Annotated in this window: 14 protein-coding genes and 1 rRNA gene; 2 read left to right on the forward strand and 13 right to left on the reverse strand. The window is 70.3% G+C overall.

Features of this window, described 5'->3' with window-relative positions; translation table 11 throughout:
- The 4 genes from E6A26_RS03470 to E6A26_RS03485 all read right to left on the reverse strand — a co-directional run.
- Positions 1–117: ribosomal RNA gene (locus E6A26_RS03470) — 16S ribosomal RNA — on the reverse strand; the annotation flags it as partial.
- Positions 118–551: 434 nt separating this feature from the next.
- Entirely contained in the window at positions 552–1,859 is a 1,308-nt protein-coding gene (gene tyrS / locus E6A26_RS03475) for a tyrosine--tRNA ligase (protein WP_136609814.1), read from the reverse strand.
- A 17-nt stretch (positions 1,860–1,876) separates the two neighbouring features.
- The gene (locus tag E6A26_RS03480; protein ID WP_136609815.1) at positions 1,877–4,132 is read right to left on the reverse strand and encodes a HelD family protein; all 2,256 of its coding nucleotides are present in this window, start codon (positions 4,130–4,132) and stop codon (positions 1,877–1,879) included.
- A gap of 70 nt (positions 4,133–4,202) precedes the next feature.
- Positions 4,203–4,802 (reverse strand): adenine phosphoribosyltransferase, encoded by a 600-nt coding sequence (locus E6A26_RS03485; protein ID WP_136609816.1) that lies wholly within the window; start codon positions 4,800–4,802, stop codon positions 4,203–4,205.
- A gap of 201 nt (positions 4,803–5,003) precedes the next feature.
- Here E6A26_RS03485 and E6A26_RS03490 point away from each other — a divergent pair, with 201 nt between their 5' ends.
- Together E6A26_RS03490 and E6A26_RS03495 are read left to right on the forward strand one after the other, a co-directional pair.
- The gene (locus E6A26_RS03490) at positions 5,004–6,737 is read left to right on the forward strand and encodes an ABC transporter permease (protein ID WP_136609817.1); all 1,734 of its coding nucleotides are present in this window, start codon (positions 5,004–5,006) and stop codon (positions 6,735–6,737) included.
- Between the two features lie 35 nt (positions 6,738–6,772).
- Positions 6,773–8,119 carry an ABC transporter ATP-binding protein gene (locus E6A26_RS03495; RefSeq protein WP_136609818.1) on the forward strand — a complete coding sequence of 449 codons (1,347 nt, stop codon included), beginning with the start codon at positions 6,773–6,775 and terminating at the stop codon, positions 8,117–8,119.
- Here E6A26_RS03495 and E6A26_RS03500 read toward each other — a convergent pair.
- From E6A26_RS03500 to argB, 9 genes are all read right to left on the reverse strand, one after another.
- Positions 8,116–8,763, reverse strand: a complete 648-nt coding sequence (locus E6A26_RS03500; protein WP_136609819.1) for a DNA-3-methyladenine glycosylase — start codon at positions 8,761–8,763, stop codon at positions 8,116–8,118. The two genes, E6A26_RS03495 and E6A26_RS03500, sit on opposite strands and share 4 nt — an antisense overlap.
- A gap of 23 nt (positions 8,764–8,786) precedes the next feature.
- Complete coding sequence (locus tag E6A26_RS03505) at positions 8,787–9,533, reverse strand: maleylpyruvate isomerase family mycothiol-dependent enzyme (RefSeq protein WP_136609820.1); 747 nt, start codon at positions 9,531–9,533, stop codon at positions 8,787–8,789.
- 40 nt (positions 9,534–9,573) lie between these two features.
- The gene (gene argH / locus E6A26_RS03510; RefSeq protein WP_136609821.1) at positions 9,574–10,989 is read right to left on the reverse strand and encodes an argininosuccinate lyase; all 1,416 of its coding nucleotides are present in this window, start codon (positions 10,987–10,989) and stop codon (positions 9,574–9,576) included.
- 5 nt (positions 10,990–10,994) lie between these two features.
- The gene (locus tag E6A26_RS03515) at positions 10,995–12,200 is read right to left on the reverse strand and encodes an argininosuccinate synthase (RefSeq protein WP_136609822.1); all 1,206 of its coding nucleotides are present in this window, start codon (positions 12,198–12,200) and stop codon (positions 10,995–10,997) included.
- Positions 12,201–12,272: 72 nt separating this feature from the next.
- The gene (locus E6A26_RS03520; protein WP_136609823.1) at positions 12,273–12,713 is read right to left on the reverse strand and encodes an SRPBCC family protein; all 441 of its coding nucleotides are present in this window, start codon (positions 12,711–12,713) and stop codon (positions 12,273–12,275) included.
- Positions 12,714–12,732: 19 nt separating this feature from the next.
- Complete coding sequence (locus tag E6A26_RS03525) at positions 12,733–13,251, reverse strand: arginine repressor (protein ID WP_136609824.1); 519 nt, start codon at positions 13,249–13,251, stop codon at positions 12,733–12,735.
- Between the two features lie 22 nt (positions 13,252–13,273).
- Positions 13,274–14,251: an ornithine carbamoyltransferase gene (gene argF, locus E6A26_RS03530; protein WP_136609825.1), complete on the reverse strand. Its 978-nt coding sequence runs from the start codon at positions 14,249–14,251 to the stop codon at positions 13,274–13,276.
- Positions 14,248–15,558, reverse strand: a complete 1,311-nt coding sequence (locus E6A26_RS03535) for an acetylornithine transaminase (RefSeq protein ID WP_136609826.1) — start codon at positions 15,556–15,558, stop codon at positions 14,248–14,250. Before E6A26_RS03535 ends, argF begins: the two co-directional genes overlap by 4 nt.
- Entirely contained in the window at positions 15,555–16,523 is a 969-nt protein-coding gene (gene argB, locus E6A26_RS03540; RefSeq protein ID WP_136609827.1) for an acetylglutamate kinase, read from the reverse strand. The genes E6A26_RS03535 and argB overlap by 4 nt, the downstream gene beginning before the upstream one ends.
- Positions 16,524–16,531 lie beyond the last annotated feature (8 nt).

Below are 16,531 nucleotides of genomic sequence, written 5' to 3' on the forward strand. Positions count from 1 at the left end.
TCACGTGTTACTCACCCGTTCGCCACTAATCCACCCCGAAGGGCTTCATCGTCCGACTTGCATGTGTTAAGCACGCCGCCAGCGTTCATCCTGAGCCAGGATCAAACTCTCCGTCAAAAACAAAAAAACAAAGAAAACCAGGACAAAGCGGAAAAACCCCGCCCCGGCAATCCGATCCAAGCCGAAACCCAGCCCACACACACGGGGTGCGCACAGACCAGGCAAACAGCCATCAAAAAAATGGCATCAATCCAAACATGGCACGCTATTGAGTTCTCAAACAACAGGCCCAACAGGAATAACCGGAAACCTCCCGGCATCGCCCCTGCGGACGAGGTACTAACCTACCTTCCTCATCGCCGCGCCGCAAATCCGCGAATTTACTCCGCGAAAGAGGCCGCTTGGCTTGTCTAGGAAGGGTTTTTGCCTCCGTCAAGCGGAGGCGACTCGAAGTACACTACACGCCCCCACCAGAGACGGCAAATCCGCCCAGACTCTCGGGCGTGTCGCTCGCGGAGTCTGGGCGGATCGGGTGTAGGCAGCCCCGGAAGTCAGTCGGTGAGGACCGCCGTGGCGAGGTTCTTCTTGCCGCGCCGGACCAGGAAGTACCGACCGTGGAGCGCGAGCTCAGAGTCGACCACAGTGTCAGGGTCGGTCACCTTGACGTTGTTCACGTACGCGCCGCCCTCCCCCACGGTGCGGCGCGCGGCCGACTTGCTCTCCGACAGGCCCGTGGCGACCAGGAGGTCCACGATCCCCAGCTGCGCAGGGGTGATCGCCGCCGTCGTCAGTTCTGCGGTCGCCGCCTCGAGCGTGCCCTCGTCGAGTACGCCCAAGTCGCCGTTCCCGAAGAGCGCGGCGGACGCGGCGATGACCTTCTCCGTCGCCTCGACGCCGTGAACCACCGCCGTCACTTCGAACGCGAGCCGCCGCTGCGCCTCGCGGGCAAAGGGTCGCTCGGCGACCGCGACCTCGAGATCCTCGATCTCCGCCCTCGTGAGGAACGTGAAGATCTTGAGCCGGTCGATCACGTCCGCGTCCGAGGCGTTGAGCCAGAACTGGTAGAAGGCGTACGGCGAGCACATCGCCGCATCGAGCCAGATGGCGTTGCCCTCGCTCTTGCCGAACTTCGTCCCGTCAGCGTTCGTGATGAGCGGCGTCCCGAGCGCGTGCACCGTCTTGCCCTCGACCTTGCGGATGAGCTCGGTTCCGCTCGTGAGGTTGCCCCACTGGTCCGATCCGCCCGTCTGGAGCACGCACCCGTAGTCGCGGTACAGCTCGAGGTAGTCCATGCCCTGCAGGATCTGGTAGCTGAACTCGGTGTAGGAGATGCCCTCGTCCGAGGAGAGACGCGAAGCGACGGCGTCCTTGCGCAGCATCGTGCCGACGCGGAAGTGCTTCCCGACGTCGCGCAGGAAATCGATCGCGGACAGCGGGGCCGTCCAGTCGAGGTTGTTGACCATGCGGGCCGCGTTCTCGCCCTCGAAGCTCAGGAAGCGCTGCACCTGGGCGCGGAGGTAGCCAACCCACTCCGCAACGGTGTCCTTCGTGTTGAGCGTCCGCTCCGCAGTCGGCCGCGGGTCCCCGATGAGCCCCGTCGAGCCGCCCACGAGCCCGAGCGGCTTGTGGCCGGCGAGCTGGAGCCGGCGCAGGAGCAGGAGCTGGACAAGGTTGCCGAGGTGGAGGCTCGGCGCCGTCGGGTCGAAGCCGCAGTAGTACGTGATCGGATCTCCCGCGAGGAGTGCCTCGAGCTCGGCCTCATCGGTTGAGACGTGGACGAGCCCTCGCCACTTGAGCTCCTGCCAGATGTTGGGAAAGCTCGAATCGTTCTTCTGCGCGGTGAGTAGTGTCTGCGGCACGGCTTCTACAGTATCAGTCACGCGTCAACCAATTCGGTCTCGATGCCCGCGGGAAGCCGCTCCGAGGCGATGAGCCGGAGCCGCTGCGTGGGCCGGGTCATGGCGACATACAGGTCGCCGACGCGGCCGTGGTGGGCGTCGATGAGCTCGGCCGGCTCGAGCACCACCACGACGTCGAACTCGAGGCCCTTCGCCTCGCGCGGGTCGATGACGACGATGTCCTGGTCGAAGCTCCCCGCCCCCGCACCCACACGCCTGCCGTAGACGGCGTGGAGCGCCGCGCGCGCCGGCTCGACGAGTTCCTCGGGCGCGATGACGGCGACGAGCCCGCCGTCGGCCGCTGCGAGTTCCTCGGGCATCGTGGCGACGAGGCGATCGATGACCCCACCAGCGGCGACGCGGTCGACGACGGGCGGCCACTGGCCCTCGCGTACCGCCTTGGGCGCGGACACGGTGAGGCCGGCAGCGGCGGCCATGCGCGCCGCGGCCTCTGCGATCTGGCTTGGCGTGCGGTAGTTGACGGTGAGCTCCTCGAGCCGCCAGCGGTCGTCGAAGAACGGCGTGAGCGCGGCGGCCCACGACGAGGCGCCGGCCGCGGCGCTCGTCTGCGCGATGTCGCCCACGATGGTGAAGGACTTGAGCGGGCAGCGCCGCACGAGCAGGCGCCACTGCATGTACGAGAGCTCCTGCGCCTCGTCGACGATGATGTGGCCATAGGCCCACGTCCGATCCCCCACCGCGCGCTCGGCCGCGGTGAGCCGGGCCTCAGACTCCTGCTGGAGGTCCGCGAGGTCCTCGGCGCTGACGACGCCGTCCACGCCCTGCTCCCGCAGCGCATGGTCCAAGTTCGCGAGCGTGCGCTCGGCATTCTCAAGGTCGCGGCGACGGTCGGCCTCGCGTCGCGCGGCCTCGCCTCCGGACGACGCGTCGAGCTCGCCCAGGAGCTCCGCCGCCTCGTCGAGCAGAGGCACGTCGGCCTCCGTCCACGGTTCGCCGGCGGGCCGCTCGAGCAGATCACGTTCCTGCTCGGTGAAGTCCGCCGCGACGGCATCGAGGATCCGGCGCTTCGAGAACAGCTCGGTGAGGAGCTGCTGCGGCGTCATCGGCATCCAGCACAGGTTGAGCGCCACGCGGACGTCCCGCGACTGCCGCACGTCCTCGGCGAGGTACGAGCGGTCGGCGTTGTTGCCCACGCTCGCAGCCTCGAGCTTGGACTGCAGCTGCTCCGTGAGCTCGCGGAGCAGGATCTTCACAAACGTGTTGCGGGCCTCGTTGTACGGCTTTCCCGTGGCTCTGGCCTTGTCACGGGCCCGGCGGACCTGGCGCGGCGAGAGGAGGAGCTTCTGGCCCTCGACGTCGACGATCCGATCGCCCGAGGGAACGCGCTGGCGATTCGCGACCGCGGCCGCGATGAGGTCGACCATGCGCCGGCTGCCCTTGAGCTTCGCGACGCGCGCGTCCTCCTCGGGAACGCCGTTGATGCCGGGCATGAGCCTGCCGACGCTCGACATGACGACGCCGGTCTCGCCGAGGGACGGCAGGACGCGCTCGATGTACTTCATGAAGGAGAGTGACGGGCCCACGAGCAGGACCCCCGCCGACTTGAGCCTGTCGCGGTGGCTGTAGAGGAGGTACGCCGCGCGGTGGAGCGCGACGGCCGTCTTGCCCGTGCCAGGACCGCCCTGCACGACCAGCGCGCCGGGCATGGACGCCCGGATGATCCTGTCCTGCTCGGCCTGGATCGTGCTCACGATGTCCGCCATCCGGCCCGTGCGCTTCGAGTTGAGCGCCGCGAGCAGGGCTCCCTCGCCCTGATGGTGGTGCGTTGGATCGAGCATGTCGGAGTCGAGGATGTCGTCCTCGATGGCCTTGACGTCGCGGCCCTGGAGGATGAGATGCCGGCGTCGGCGCACGCCCTGCCGGTCGAACGCCGTCGCCTGGTAGAAGTGGCTCGCCTCGGGTGCGCGCCAGTCGACCATGAGGCGGCGCAGGTCGTCCGTGCTCAGCCCGATGCGGCCGATGTACTGGGCCTCGCCGTCGTCGAGGTCGAGCCGGCCGAAGACGAGGCGGTCCTCCACGGCGTCGAGCTGCGCGAGCCGGTCCTCGTACAGGGCCGCGAACGCGTCCCGCTCCGAGATGTTCTGGACCGAGCCAATCGCTCCCGCCTTGCGGACGGCCGCGAGCTGATCGCGCTTCTCGTCGCGCAACTCATCGAGCCGGCGGTACAGGCCCCGCACGTAGTCCCGTTCGTGAGCCAGATCGGCGTCGAGCATCGGCGCATTCCCCTTACTGCAATGACGGACCGTCCATTCTACAGCGATTCGCGTGAACTTGCGGTGGTGGTCACACGTCGACCCGCTGGAGTGAGCGGACCCTGTGCCCCGCGAGGGCGGCGCGGCCGTTCAGGGCGGTGAGTTCGAGGACGACGCCGATGCCGGCCACGCGCGCGCCCGTTCGCTCCATGAGCCGGGTCGCCGCGGAGAGCGTGCCGCCGGTCGCGAGGACGTCGTCGAGCAGCAGCACCCTCGTGCCGGCGGGGATGTCGTCCTCGTGGACCTCGAGGGTCGCCGTGCCGTACTCGAGGGCGTAGTCCTCGGAGATGGTGCGGCGCGGGAGCTTGCCCTTCTTGCGGACCGTGATGACGCCCGTCCCGGTCGCGTACGCCGCTGCCGCGGCCAGGAGGAAGCCGCGGGCCTCGATTCCCGCGACGAGGTCGAATTCGCCCGCGAACGGCGCCGTGAGCGCGTCGACGATGGCCCGCAGCCCCACGGAGTCGGCGAAGACAGGGGTCAGGTCCTTGAACGTGATCCCGGGCTTCGGATAGTCCTCGACGGTCGCGCACAGGCGGTCGAGGAGCTCGTCGAGGGTCTCGCCGTACTGGCCCGGAGAGGCAGTGCCAGCGGGGCTCGAGGCGGTACGTGGGGAAGCGGGGTCGAAAGTCACCACTCAACGTTACCGAAAGTTCATGTCCGCACCGTGCAAAGGAGTGTTATCCAACGCTCGGGCGGGTGCTTCAATGTCCGCATGCGGCGGCTTTGCTCTGGCCCCACAGGCCCGGGGCCGATACTTTGGGCCGAGCGGCCACCGGCCCACCGCATGAGGCCGTAGCCAAGTCCCGACCATCTGCTGACACTGGGAGCGCCCATGCCACTCTTGCGTCAAGTCCCGGGCGCTGGTGTCCTGCGGCGCCCCCGTCTCCGCTGGGCGGACATCCTCGTCGCAGCCGCGATCGTCGTGGTCCTCTATCTCGTGGCGCGGGCCTCTGCCGGCGCCACGGCCCCGCTGAATCTCGAAGCGCCGCAGGCCATCTCGACCGACCCGGCGAATCTGCCCTACTACGCGCTGCGGTCCCTCCTGCGGATGTTCGCGGCGCTCGCGGCCTCGGTCGTGTTCACGTTCGTCGTCGCGACGGCGGCGGCGCGGCTGCCGCGCGCGGAGAAGATCATCCTCCCGGCCCTCGACATCCTCCAGTCGGTGCCGATCCTCGGCTTCCTCTCCGTCACCGTGACCGGATTCATCGCCCTGTTCCCAGGATCGACGCTCGGGCTCGAGGCCGCCTCCGTCTTCGCGATCTTCACGTCGCAGGCCTGGAACATGGCCTTTTCGTTCCACTCGTCCCTCGTGAGCCAACCCGATGACCTCGACGAGGCGGCGCGTCTCATGCGCCTCACGAAGTGGGAACGCTTCTGGAAGCTCGATGTCCCATCCGGCATGATCCCGCTCGTCTGGAACGGCATGATGAGCTTCGGCGGCGGCTGGTTCTTCCTTGCCGCGTCCGAGGCCGTGACGGTCGGCAACACGTCGTTCTCGCTCCCTGGCGTCGGAGCGTACGTGGCGGCGGCCGTCGGTGCCGGCGAGCTCGACCACGTGGGCTACGCGATCCTGACCATGGCGATCATGGTCTTGGGCGTCAACTTCCTGTTCTGGCGGCCCCTCGTGGCCTGGGCCGAGCGGTTCCGGAACGAGGACACCGCCGCGGCCGACCGCCCGCGCAGCGTCGTGCTGGGCATCCTGAGCCGTTCGTCGATCCCGCGCGGGTTCGGCCGCGCCATCGCGCCCGTGAACCGGGTCTTCGACGCTGCGACGCGCCCGTTCGGAATTGCCGAGCATCCGCTCCACGTCCCGGCCCTGCGCCGCCGCGCCGGGGACGTCGCGGTCGTCGTCGTGGTCGCGGCGGCGATCACGTATGGCGCGTACTGGGCTTACGTCTTCATCGACTCGACGGCCGGGCTCGGCTCGTTCGGCGAGGCGTTCCTGCACGGCCTGATCACGCTCCTGAGGGTCGTGGTCATCATCGTGCTCGCCACGATCGTGTGGGTGCCGATCGGCGTCTGGATCGGCATGAATCCCAGGATCAGCCGCCTCGCCCAGCCCGTCGTGCAACTGCTCGCGAGCTTCCCCGCGAACTTCCTGTTCCCGTTCGTCATCGCGTTCTTCGTCGCGGCGCACATCCCGCTCGACATCGGCGGAATCGTGCTCATGGCGCTCGGCTCCCAGTGGTACATCCTCTTCAACGTCATCGCCGGCGCGAGCGCGATCCCGACGGATCTCCGCCAGGCCATGGAAAGCTTCGGCCTGGGCAGGTGGCAGCGCTGGCGGCGCCTCATCCTGCCCGGCGTCTTCCCCTCCTACGTCACGGGCGGGATCACCGCCGCGGGCGGCGCCTGGAACGCGGCCATCGTCGCGGAGGTGGTGTCGTACAACCACCAGACGCTCACCGCGACCGGCCTCGGCGCGGACATCGCCCAGGCGACGAGCTCCGGCGATATGGCCCACGTGCTCGTCGGCGTCCTCGTCATGTCGGTCTTCGTGGTCGGGATCAATCGCCTGTTCTGGCGCCGCCTGTACCGCATTGCCGAGACCCGCTTCGCCCTCTGACCGCTCCCGCCCACCCTTCCCTGACGGAGGCCGCCATGAACCCCACCGAAACGCTCACCGAGCTCATCAGCGTCCGCGGCGTGAGCAAGTCGTTCGCCACTGAGGGTGGCGAGAAGAACGTGCTCGACGACGTCTCCTTCAGCATCCGCGAAGGCGAGATCGTGGCCCTCCTAGGCCGCTCGGGATCCGGCAAGAGCACGCTCCTGCGCTGCGTCGCGGGCCTCATCGCGCCGAGCGAGGGCGAGGTCGCCTACCGCGGAAAGAGGCTCAACGGGGCGAATCCGGGCACGGCTCTCGTCTTCCAGTCCTTCGCCCTGCTCCCGTGGCTCACCGTCATCGAGAACGTGGAACTCGGGCTCGAGGCGAAGGGCGTCAAGACCGCGGAGCGCCGCGAGCGCGCGCTGCGGGCGATCGACATCATCGGACTCGACGGCTTCGAGTCCGCGTATCCGAAGGAGCTCTCGGGCGGCATGCGCCAGCGCGTCGGCTTCGCGCGGGCGATCGTCGTGGAACCCGACGTGCTCCTCATGGACGAGCCGTTCTCAGCCCTCGACGTGCTCACGAGCGAGAACCTCCGCTCCGAACTCGTCCGGATGTGGGCCGACGGATCGATGCCGACGCGCACCGCGCTCATCGTGACCCACAACATCGAGGAGGCGATCCAGCTCGCTGACAGGGTTCTGGTACTCGACTCAAACCCCGGGCGGATCAAGGCCGAGCTGAGCGTGCCCATGCCCAAGCCGCGTGATCGCCGAAGCCCCGAGTTCGAGGCCCTCGTCGACGAGGTGTACGGAATCCTGACGGGCCAGAAGGCCGAGCCGCGCCGAGAGACACTCGCGGCCACGGCAGGCGACGCGGCGGCAGCCTCGGGCCTCGACGTGCCGCTTCCGACTGCGAGCACAGGAGCCCTCGGCGGTCTCGTCGGTCTGCTGGCGGCGCGCGGCGGCACCGAGGGCCTGGCGGAGATCGCAGACGATCTCCGCTACGAGATCGACGACCTGCTCCCCGTCGTGGACGCGGCGCTCCTGCTCAAGCTCGCCCGCCCACACGGCCCGGACCTGCGGATCACCGAACAGGGCCGCCGCTACGCCGCGGCCGACCCGCTCCGCGCGAAGGAGCAGTTCGCGACGCTCGCGGTCGAGGCGGCGCCCCTGGTCCGCCGGATTGTCCGGGAGCTCCGGCATAGCGACTCCGGCGCGATCCGTGCTGACGACGTCCTCGCCGAGCTCAAGGCCTTCTACGGAGACGACGACGCCGAGCAGCAGCTCGACACGGCTATCGACTGGGGGCGGTACGGCGAGCTGTTCGAGTTCGACGCCGACTCCGACCGGCTTCTCCTGCCGACCCACCCCGACGCCGCGGCAGGGGTGCCGAGCGCCTAGTCGACCTGCGAGCTGGCGAGCGCCCGGCGCTTTGCGGCGCGGTACGCGGACACGCTCGGCTCCCCCGGGAGCCAGAAGCGCCACGGGTACTCGGCCGAGCCCCCGGCCCCGGCGACGCCGACGCGCGGTCCGCTGAGCACCCCGGCGGCGCGGTGGGCCGGCGGCTCGAGGCGGAAGTCGCCGCCGTCGAGCGTCGCCCCGTTGTCGCCGCGCCCGATGGCGAGCGCCTGCGCGAGCCGCGCGGGGCCGCGGGCGAGCTCGGAGTCGCGCCTCGCCGACTGGCGGCGCGATCGGGCCAACTCGAGACCCTCCACGACCTCGCCCGCGCGCAGGAGGCAGCCGGACGAGCGGCCTGCGGGCCCGCACACGACGTTGGCGCAGTAGTGCATGCCGTACGTGAAGTAGACGTAGAGGTGGCCGGGCGGCCCCCACATGACCTCGTTGCGCGCAGTCCGGCCGTTGTAGGAGTGCGAGCCCGGGTCGGCATGCTCCGAGTCCCGATGGCCCCGGTACGCCTCGACCTCGGTGAGGCGGACGCTCACGCTGCCCTCCGGCGTCGTATGCGTGAGCACCGCGCCGAGGAGGTCGGGCGCCACCGCAACCGGATCGCGCAGGAGCCACCGCACGAGTTCTTCCGGGTCCATGTGCTCCGTCCTGCCGCCCACCCTCAGGCTGCAGGCACGCCGGCGGAGGGCCAAGGGCCGATCTCGGGAAGCGGGACCGCCTCGCCGCCCCGCTCCGCCCTCACGGCGCCATGCCCCGTGGGGCGGCCCGCAAGCCACGCCGCGAGGTCCTGGAGGCGGCCGTCCACGAGGACCTCGTCCCCGCCGGAGCCGAGACGGATCTGGCCGCCCCGATCGGACCGCAGCACGAACGTGTTCGCGGCGGGCACCCGGGGCTCGAGGAAGCCGAGCACGTGGCGGCAGAAGTCCTCGGACCACTCCTGCTGCGTGCAGCCCGTGCCGAGATCGGAGTGGTGGATCACGAGCTCGCGCCACAGCGCGTAGCCGCCGTCGCGGACCACCCCGTTGCGGTACGTGATGGGGCGGTCCCAGTCGCCGGGCTCGATCGCCGCCAACTGGCCGAGCGCGCGGTCGAGCGCGGCGCCGACCCGATCACGGTGCTGGTCCGCGGTGGCAACCGCCCCGTCCTCGATCGCGCGGTTCCGGGCCTCGTAGCCGCCTTCGTAGAGCTCGACCTTCTCGCCGCGCCGCGCGTACTCGACCTGCCTGGCCATCGCCGTGCAGATGCCTTGGATGTGCGCGAGGACGTGCCCGCGTGTCCATCCCGGAAGCTCGGAAGGTTGGCCCACCGAGTCGTCGGTGAGGCGCTCGAGTTCGGCCCGGATCCCCGCCGCGGCGGAGTCGATCTCGGTCACAAGACGGTCATCGCTGAGGGCGGCATGTGTTCCCATGCCATCAGGGTAGCCAGTCGCCGCCCCCAGCGCTGAGGCGTCAGCCCGCGAAGCTTCGGGCGTCCGCGAGCTGGGCCTTGAGTGCCTCGAGCTGGCGTGCGACGGCCGACGGCGCGGTGCCGCCTTGTGCGTTCCGGCTCGCGAGCGAGCCTTCCGTGCTCAGGACCGAGCGCACCTCGGGGGTGAGCGCGGGGCTGATGGCCGCGTACTCCTGGTCCGTGAGGTCCCAGAGCTCGACGCCGCGGCTCTCGGCCTGGCGCACCGCGGCCCCGGAGAGCTCGTGCGCCTCACGGAACGGCACGCCCTGGCGCACGAGCCACTCGGCGATGTCGGTCGCGAGGGCAAAGCCCTGCGGCGCGAGCGACGCCATCCGCTCCGTCTTGAACGTGAGCGTCGCGATCATGCCGGACACCGCGGGGAGCAGGAGCTCGAGAGTGTCCGCCGCGTCGAAGACGGGCTCCTTGTCCTCCTGGAGGTCTCGGTTGTAGGCAAGCGGGAGGCCCTTGAGCGTCGCGAGCAGTCCCGTGAGATCGCCGATGAGCCGGCCCGCCTTGCCGCGCGCCAGCTCGGCGACGTCCGGGTTCTTCTTCTGCGGCATGATCGACGAGCCGGTCGAGAAGGCGTCGTCGAGCGTGACGAAGGAGAACTCCTTGGTGGCCCACAGAATGACCTCCTCGCTGATCCGCGAGAGGTCCACGCCGATCATGGCCGCGACCCACGCGAACTCCGCGAACACGTCGCGCGAGGCGGTGCCGTCGATCGAGTTGTGCACGGCGGAGTCGAAGCCGAGGTCCGCCGCGACGGCCTCCGGGTCGAGGCCGAGCGAGGAGCCCGCGAGCGCGCCCGAGCCGTACGGCGAGACCGCAGCGCGCTTATCCCAGTCCGCGAGCCGCTGGACGTCGCGCAGGAGGGCCCACGCATGGGCGAGCAGGTGATGGCTCAGGAGGACCGGCTGCGCATGCTGGAGGTGCGTGCGCCCCGGCATGGCCGCGTCGGGGTGCGCCTCGGCCTGGGCCACGAGGGCGTCCACGATGTCGAGGACGCCGCGCGCGACGAGCCGCGCATGGTCGCGCAGGAACATGCGGCCGAGCGTCGCGACCTGGTCGTTGCGCGAGCGTCCGGCGCGCAGCTTTCCGCCGAGGTGGGCGCCGGCCCGCTCGATGAGGCCGCGCTCGAGCGAACCGTGGACGTCCTCGTCGGACTCGGCCGGGGCGTAGGCGCCGGACGCGACGTCGGCGTCGAGCTGGTCGAGCGCGTCGAGCATGCCCGCGAGCTCGACGTCGTCGAGCAGGCCCGCGTGGTGGAGCACCCGCGCGTGGGCGCGGGAGCCCTCGATGTCATAGCGCGCGAGCCGCCAGTCGAAGTGGGTGGACTTGCTCAGCGCGGCGAGCGCGTCCGCCGGTCCCCCGGCGAAGCGCCCGCCCCACAGAGCACCCTCGTTCGTCGAGTTGGCCACTGGTTCTACTCCCCCGCGACCCGCTGGTCGCGGCCCGACGCGACCTTCGAGGCCATGCCCCAGATGTCGATGAAGCCCTTCGCGCTCGACTGGTCGAACGTGTCGCCCGTGTCATACGTCGCGAGGCTGAAGTCGTAGAGCGAGGTGTCCGAACGCCGGCCGTTGACGATGGCCTGGCCGCCGTGCAGGGTCATGCGGATGTCGCCCGAGACGTACTGCTGGCTGTCCTCGATGAAGCCGTCGAGGGCGCGCTTGAGCGGCGAGAACCACTGGCCGTCGTACACGAGCTCCGACCAGCGCTGGCCCACGGTCGCCTTGAAGCGGGCGTGCTCGCGCTCGATCGTGACGTCCTCGAGGTGCTTGTGCGCCGTGATGAGGGCCATCGCGCCCGGTGCCTCGTAGATCTCCCGGCTCTTGATGCCCACGAGCCGGTCCTCGACGACGTCGATGCGCCCGACGCCCTGGGCGCCCGCGCGGCGGTTGAGCTCCTGGATGACCTGCAGCGGGGTGAGTTCGACGCCGTCGAGCGCCGTGGGCACGCCCTGCTTGAACGTGATGGTGACCTCGTCCGGCGCCGGCGGGAACTCCGGGCTCTGGGTGTAGTCGTAGATGTCCTTCGTCGGCGCGTTCCAGATGTCCTCGAGGTAGCCGGTCTCGACGGCGCGGCCCCACACGTTCTGGTCGATCGAATAGGGGTTCTTCTTCGTCGTGACGATGGGGAGGTGCTTCTCCTCGGCGTACGCGATGGCCTTGTCCCGCGTGAGCGCGAGGTCGCGCACCGGCGCGATGCACTTGAGGTCCGGACCGAGCGTCTGGATGCCGACCTCGAAGCGGACCTGGTCGTTGCCCTTGCCCGTGCAGCCGTGCGCGACCGTCGTCGCGCCGAACTCGCGGGCCGCCTTGACGAGGTGCTTGACGATCACGGGGCGCGAGATGGCCGAGACGAGCGGGTAGTGGCCCTGGTAGAGGCCGTTCGCCTTGAGCGTCGGCACGCAGTACTCGTTCGCGAACTCGTCGCGGGCGTCCGCGACGTAGGCCTCGACGGCGCCGCAGCCGAGGGCACGCTGGCGCACGGTCTCGAGGCTCTCGCCGCCCTGCCCGACGTCGACGGCGACGGCGATGACCTCGGCTCCCGTGGCGTCGGCGATCCAGCCGATCGCGACGGAAGTGTCGAGGCCGCCCGAGTAGGCGAGGACGATGCGATCCTTCACGGTGTTCTCCTTGCAGATGTCGTGGGACGTGGCGAATTATTATTCAGTAGTCTACATAGGTATGCAGGAAAGTCAGACGCCGTCCTCGCACGCGGTCCTCGCCACGCCGAGCTCGACGTCCCAGCCCTCGCTGTTGCCGTCGAACGCGGCGCGGCGTTCCGCGTCGCTCCCGGGCAGCGACGCGAAGCCGGTCTCGACGACGCGAAGGGTCGCGCCGCCGTCGTTCGCGTCGACGAAGAACTCGACCAGCGTCGTGCCCGCTCCCTCGCCGACCCAGCGGAAGGCGGCGTGGCGCGGGGCCTCAAGCGCCACGGTACGGAAGCCGAAGTCTCCGTGGACCGGGTCGCGCACAAGGCTCACCTCGCCGTCGTGCGTGATCTGGTGGGCCCGGTAGGCGCCGTCGTTGATGAACCAGCCGGGCTCCGAGACAAGCTCCCAGACCCGCTCGGCGGGAGCCGCGATGTCGATGGACTTGTCGATGCGGTCGAAGGCAGACGTGTCGGTAGCAGCCATGAGCCCATCGTGCCGTCGGCTACGCGCCTTGTGAAGCGAGCTCGAGGAAGCGGGTCGCGACCGCGTCCCCGCCGAGCGGGTCGCGGGTGACGATCATGACCGTGTCGTCCCCCGCGATCGTGCCCAGGACGGACGGGATCACGGAGTGGTCGATCGCGAGGGCGAGGAAGTTCGCGGCGCCCGGCGGCGTGCGCAGCACGACGATGTTGGCGCTCGATTCGGCCGTGACGAGCAGTTCGGCGCACAGCTTCGCGAGCCGCGCGTCCAGCACCTCGGGATCCAGCCCCACGCGGGGGCTCCGGTCCCCGCCCTCGCCCCGCACCGCGTAGACCAGGCCGCCGTCGGCTCCGCGCACGCGCACGGCGCCGATCTCCACGAGGTCGCGGGACAGGGTCGCCTGGGTGACCTGGACGCCGTCGTCCGCGAGAAGGGCCGCAAGGTCCGCCTGCGAGCGCACGGCCTGCCCCACGAGGAGGTCGCGGATGCGCGCCTGGCGGGCGGCCTTCGTCTGCGGCGCGGCGCTGGGGCCGGTGCTCATCGGGTCTCCGTCACGGCAACCACTAGTCCAGGCCCGCCACGACCGCCTGGCCCGAGCGGTGCAGGAGCCACGCAAGGAGCGCCTTCTGGGCGTGGAGGCGGTTCTCGGCCTCGTCCCACACGATCGACTGCGGGCCGTCGATGACGTCCGCGGAGACCTCGTACCCGCGGTAGGCAGGGAGGCAGTGGAGGAAGACCGCGTCCGGCGCCGCCTTGCCCATCGCGGACGCGTCCACGCCGTAGTCGCGGAAGAGCCCGAGGCGGGCCTCCTTCTCGTCCTCCTGGCCCATCGACACCCACGTGTCGGTCGCGACGACGTCCGCGCCGTCGAGCGCGGCCGCGGGATCGACGGTGACGAGCACCGATCCGCCCGTGCCGGCGGCGACCGCCTCGGCCTCGGCGACGACGCCCGGGTCCGGGAGATAGCCCTCTGGCCCCGCGACGCGCACGTGCATGCCCGCCGTGACCCCGGCAAGGAGGTACGAGTTCGCCATGTTGTTGGCCGCGTCGCCGAGGTAGGCGAGCGTGAGGCCCGCGAGGCGCCCCTTGTGCTCGCGCACGGTGAGGAGATCGGCAAGGAGCTGGCACGGGTGGTAGTCGTCGCACAGCGCGTTGACCACGGGGACGCGCGAGTTGCCGGCCATGTCCACGAGTCCCTGGTGGGCCCCCGTCCGCCACACGATGGCGGCCACCATGCGCTCGAGCACCTTCGCGGTGTCCTCCACCGACTCCTTGTGCCCGATCTGGGCTTCGCCCGGATTGATGATGAGCGGCGCCCCGCCCAGGTCGGAGATCCCGGCCGAGAACGAGACGCGCGTGCGCGTCGAGGTCTTGTCGAAGATCACGGCCACGGTCTTGCGGGCCGAGCCCTCCGCGGCGAGCGGCTGGGCCGAGTAGGGCGCGGCCTTGAGCCGGACCGCGAGGTCGAGCACCTCGGCCTGCTCGGCTGGGCTCAGGTCGGTGTCCTTGAGGAAGTGGCGGACTGTCCCGGAGGCGGTCATGCGCCCTCCTTCTCGAGCGTGGCGGTGATGGTAGCGGCCGCGCGGGCGACGAGCCCCGGGAGCGCGGCAAGGAACGTGTCCGCCTGTTCGGCGGTGAGGATGAGCGGCGGCGCGAGGCGCAGGGTGCGCGGCCCGGGTGCGTTGACGATGAAGCCCGCGTCCAGCCCGGCATTGACGACGGCGGCCGCGAGGTTCGCGTCCTCCGGCACCCCCGCGGGGGTCGCCAGATCGAAGCCGACGAGGAGGCCGCTGCCGCGCACGGCGGTGACCTCGGGCATGGCCGCGAGGGCCGCGCGGAGATGCTCGCCGACCGCCTGCACGTTCGCGAGGACGCCCTGCGTCTCGATCGTGTGGAGCGTCGCGAGCGCGGCCGCGGTCGCGACCGGATTGCCGCCGAACGTCGTTCCGTGCTGGCCGGCCGCGAGGAGGGCGCTGTTCTCCGGACCGAACGTGATGAGGGCGCCGATCGGGAACCCGCCACCCAGCCCCTTGGCGAGCGACACGGCGTCCGGGACCACGCCCGAGCCGTCGATCGCGAACCACGAACCGGTTCGGCCGACGCCCGTCTGGACCTCGTCGACGATGAGCAGCGCGCCGGCCTCTCGCGTGATGCGCCGCGCCTCGGCCAGGTAGCCCTCGGGCAGCGGGATCACGCCGGCCTCGCCCTGGATCGGCTCGAGGAAGAGGGCCTGCGTGGAGTCGTCGATCTCGGCACGCAGGGCGTCGAGATCGCCGAACGGAACGTGGACCACGCCCCCGGGCAGCGGGGCGAACGGCTCGCGGTAGGCCTTCTTGGCCGTGAGCGCGAGGGCACCCATCGTGCGCCCGTGGAACGCACCCTCGAGCGCGACGATCTTGGTGCGCCGCTGCGACTGGCTGTCGCCCCCGTTGCGGCGAGCCAGCTTGAACGCCGCCTCGTTGGCTTCGGTGCCCGAGTTCGCGAAGAAGACCTTCGAGCCCGCCGGGGCGTGCGCGATCTCGAGGAGCTTCTCGGCGAGCGCCACCTGCGTGGGGCTCGTGAAGAAGTTGGAGACGTGTCCGAGCGTCGCGAGCTGGGACGAGATGACGCTCGTCACGAACGGGTGCGCGTGGCCGAGCGCGTTGACGGCGATCCCGCCGAGCAGGTCGAGGTACTGCTTGCCGTCCGCGTCCCAGACGTAGCAGCCCTGGCCGCGGACCAGCACCCGCTGCGGCGTCCCGAAGACGCCCATGAGCGAGTTCGAGTAGCGCGAGAGCCAGGCCGAGCCCGTCGAGGTGCCTACGAGTTGGGAGACCGGGCGGGTCTCGGGAGTGTTGGGCGTGGTCATACGGTTCCTCCTGTCGGAGTGAGTGGGTCAGCCGACGCCTGGCCAGGCACGTCATCAGGTACGACCTGCGTGCCGACGCCTGCGTTGGTGAAGATTTCGAGGAGCATCGTGTGGGGGCTGCGGCCGTCGACGATCGCGGCGCGGTCGACGCCCTCCGTGACGGCCTTGAGGCACGCGCCCATCTTGGGGATCATGCCGGACTCGAGCGAGGGCAGCATGGCCCGCAGCTCGGTGGCCGAGATCTGCGAGACGAGGGAGTCCTTGTCGGGCCAGTTGCGGTACAGGCCCTCCACGTCGGTCAGCACCACGAGCCGCGAGGCGCCGAGCGCGACGGCGACGGCGGCGGCCGCGGTGTCCGCGTTCACGTTGAGCACCTGGCCGGTCGGCTGGAAGCCACCCGCGCCGTCGGGCTCGACCTCGGGCGCAACGGTCGAGATGACGGGGATGCGGCCGGCCTCGAGAATGTCATGGACGGCCGCCGGCTCGACGCCGACGACCTCGCCGACGAGCCCGAGGTCCACTTCGACGCCGTCGACCACGGCCCCCGTGCGCACGGCGCGGAGCAGCCCCGCGTCCTCGCCGGACAACCCGACCGCGTACGGCCCGTGGGAGTTGATGAGCCCCACGAGCTCGCGGCCCACCTGCCCGGTGAGCACCATGCGGACCACGTCCATGGTCTCCGGCGTCGTGACGCGCAGGCCGCCCTTGAACTCGCTCGCGATGCCCACGCGGCCGAGCATCGCGTTGATCTGCGGCCCGCCGCCATGGACCACGACCGGGCGGATGCCCACGTGGTGGAGGAACACGATGTCCTCCGCGAACGCGCGCCGCAGCTCGTCGTTGACCATGGCGTTGCCGCCGTACTTGACGACCATCGTGCTGCCCGCGAACCTCTGGATCCACGGGAGGGCCTCGATGAGCGTCTCGGCCTTGTCCATCGCGAGCCGGATGTTGGTGCTGGTCATACCTGCCT

Source organism: Sinomonas albida, assembly GCF_004919045.1.
GTDB classification, from domain to species: domain Bacteria; phylum Actinomycetota; class Actinomycetes; order Actinomycetales; family Micrococcaceae; genus Sinomonas; species Sinomonas albida.

Excerpts from the sequence above, each read along its gene's own strand:
- E6A26_RS03480 (WP_136609815.1), bottom strand. The coding sequence starts at position 4,132 with ATGCTCGACGCCGATCTGGCTCACGAACGGGACTACGTGCGGGGCCTG.
- E6A26_RS03490 (WP_136609817.1), top strand. The coding sequence starts at position 5,004 with ATGCCACTCTTGCGTCAAGTCCCGGGCGCTGGTGTCCTGCGGCGCCCC.
- E6A26_RS03495 (WP_136609818.1), top strand. The coding sequence starts at position 6,773 with ATGAACCCCACCGAAACGCTCACCGAGCTCATCAGCGTCCGCGGCGTG.
- E6A26_RS03500 (WP_136609819.1), bottom strand. The coding sequence starts at position 8,763 with ATGGACCCGGAAGAACTCGTGCGGTGGCTCCTGCGCGATCCGGTTGCG.
- E6A26_RS03505 (WP_136609820.1), bottom strand. The coding sequence starts at position 9,533 with ATGGGAACACATGCCGCCCTCAGCGATGACCGTCTTGTGACCGAGATC.
- E6A26_RS03520 (WP_136609823.1), bottom strand. The coding sequence starts at position 12,713 with ATGGCTGCTACCGACACGTCTGCCTTCGACCGCATCGACAAGTCCATC.
- E6A26_RS03525 (WP_136609824.1), bottom strand. The coding sequence starts at position 13,251 with ATGAGCACCGGCCCCAGCGCCGCGCCGCAGACGAAGGCCGCCCGCCAG.
- argF (WP_136609825.1), bottom strand. The coding sequence starts at position 14,251 with ATGACCGCCTCCGGGACAGTCCGCCACTTCCTCAAGGACACCGACCTG.
- E6A26_RS03535 (WP_136609826.1), bottom strand. The coding sequence starts at position 15,558 with ATGACCACGCCCAACACTCCCGAGACCCGCCCGGTCTCCCAACTCGTA.
- argB (WP_136609827.1), bottom strand. The coding sequence starts at position 16,523 with ATGACCAGCACCAACATCCGGCTCGCGATGGACAAGGCCGAGACGCTC.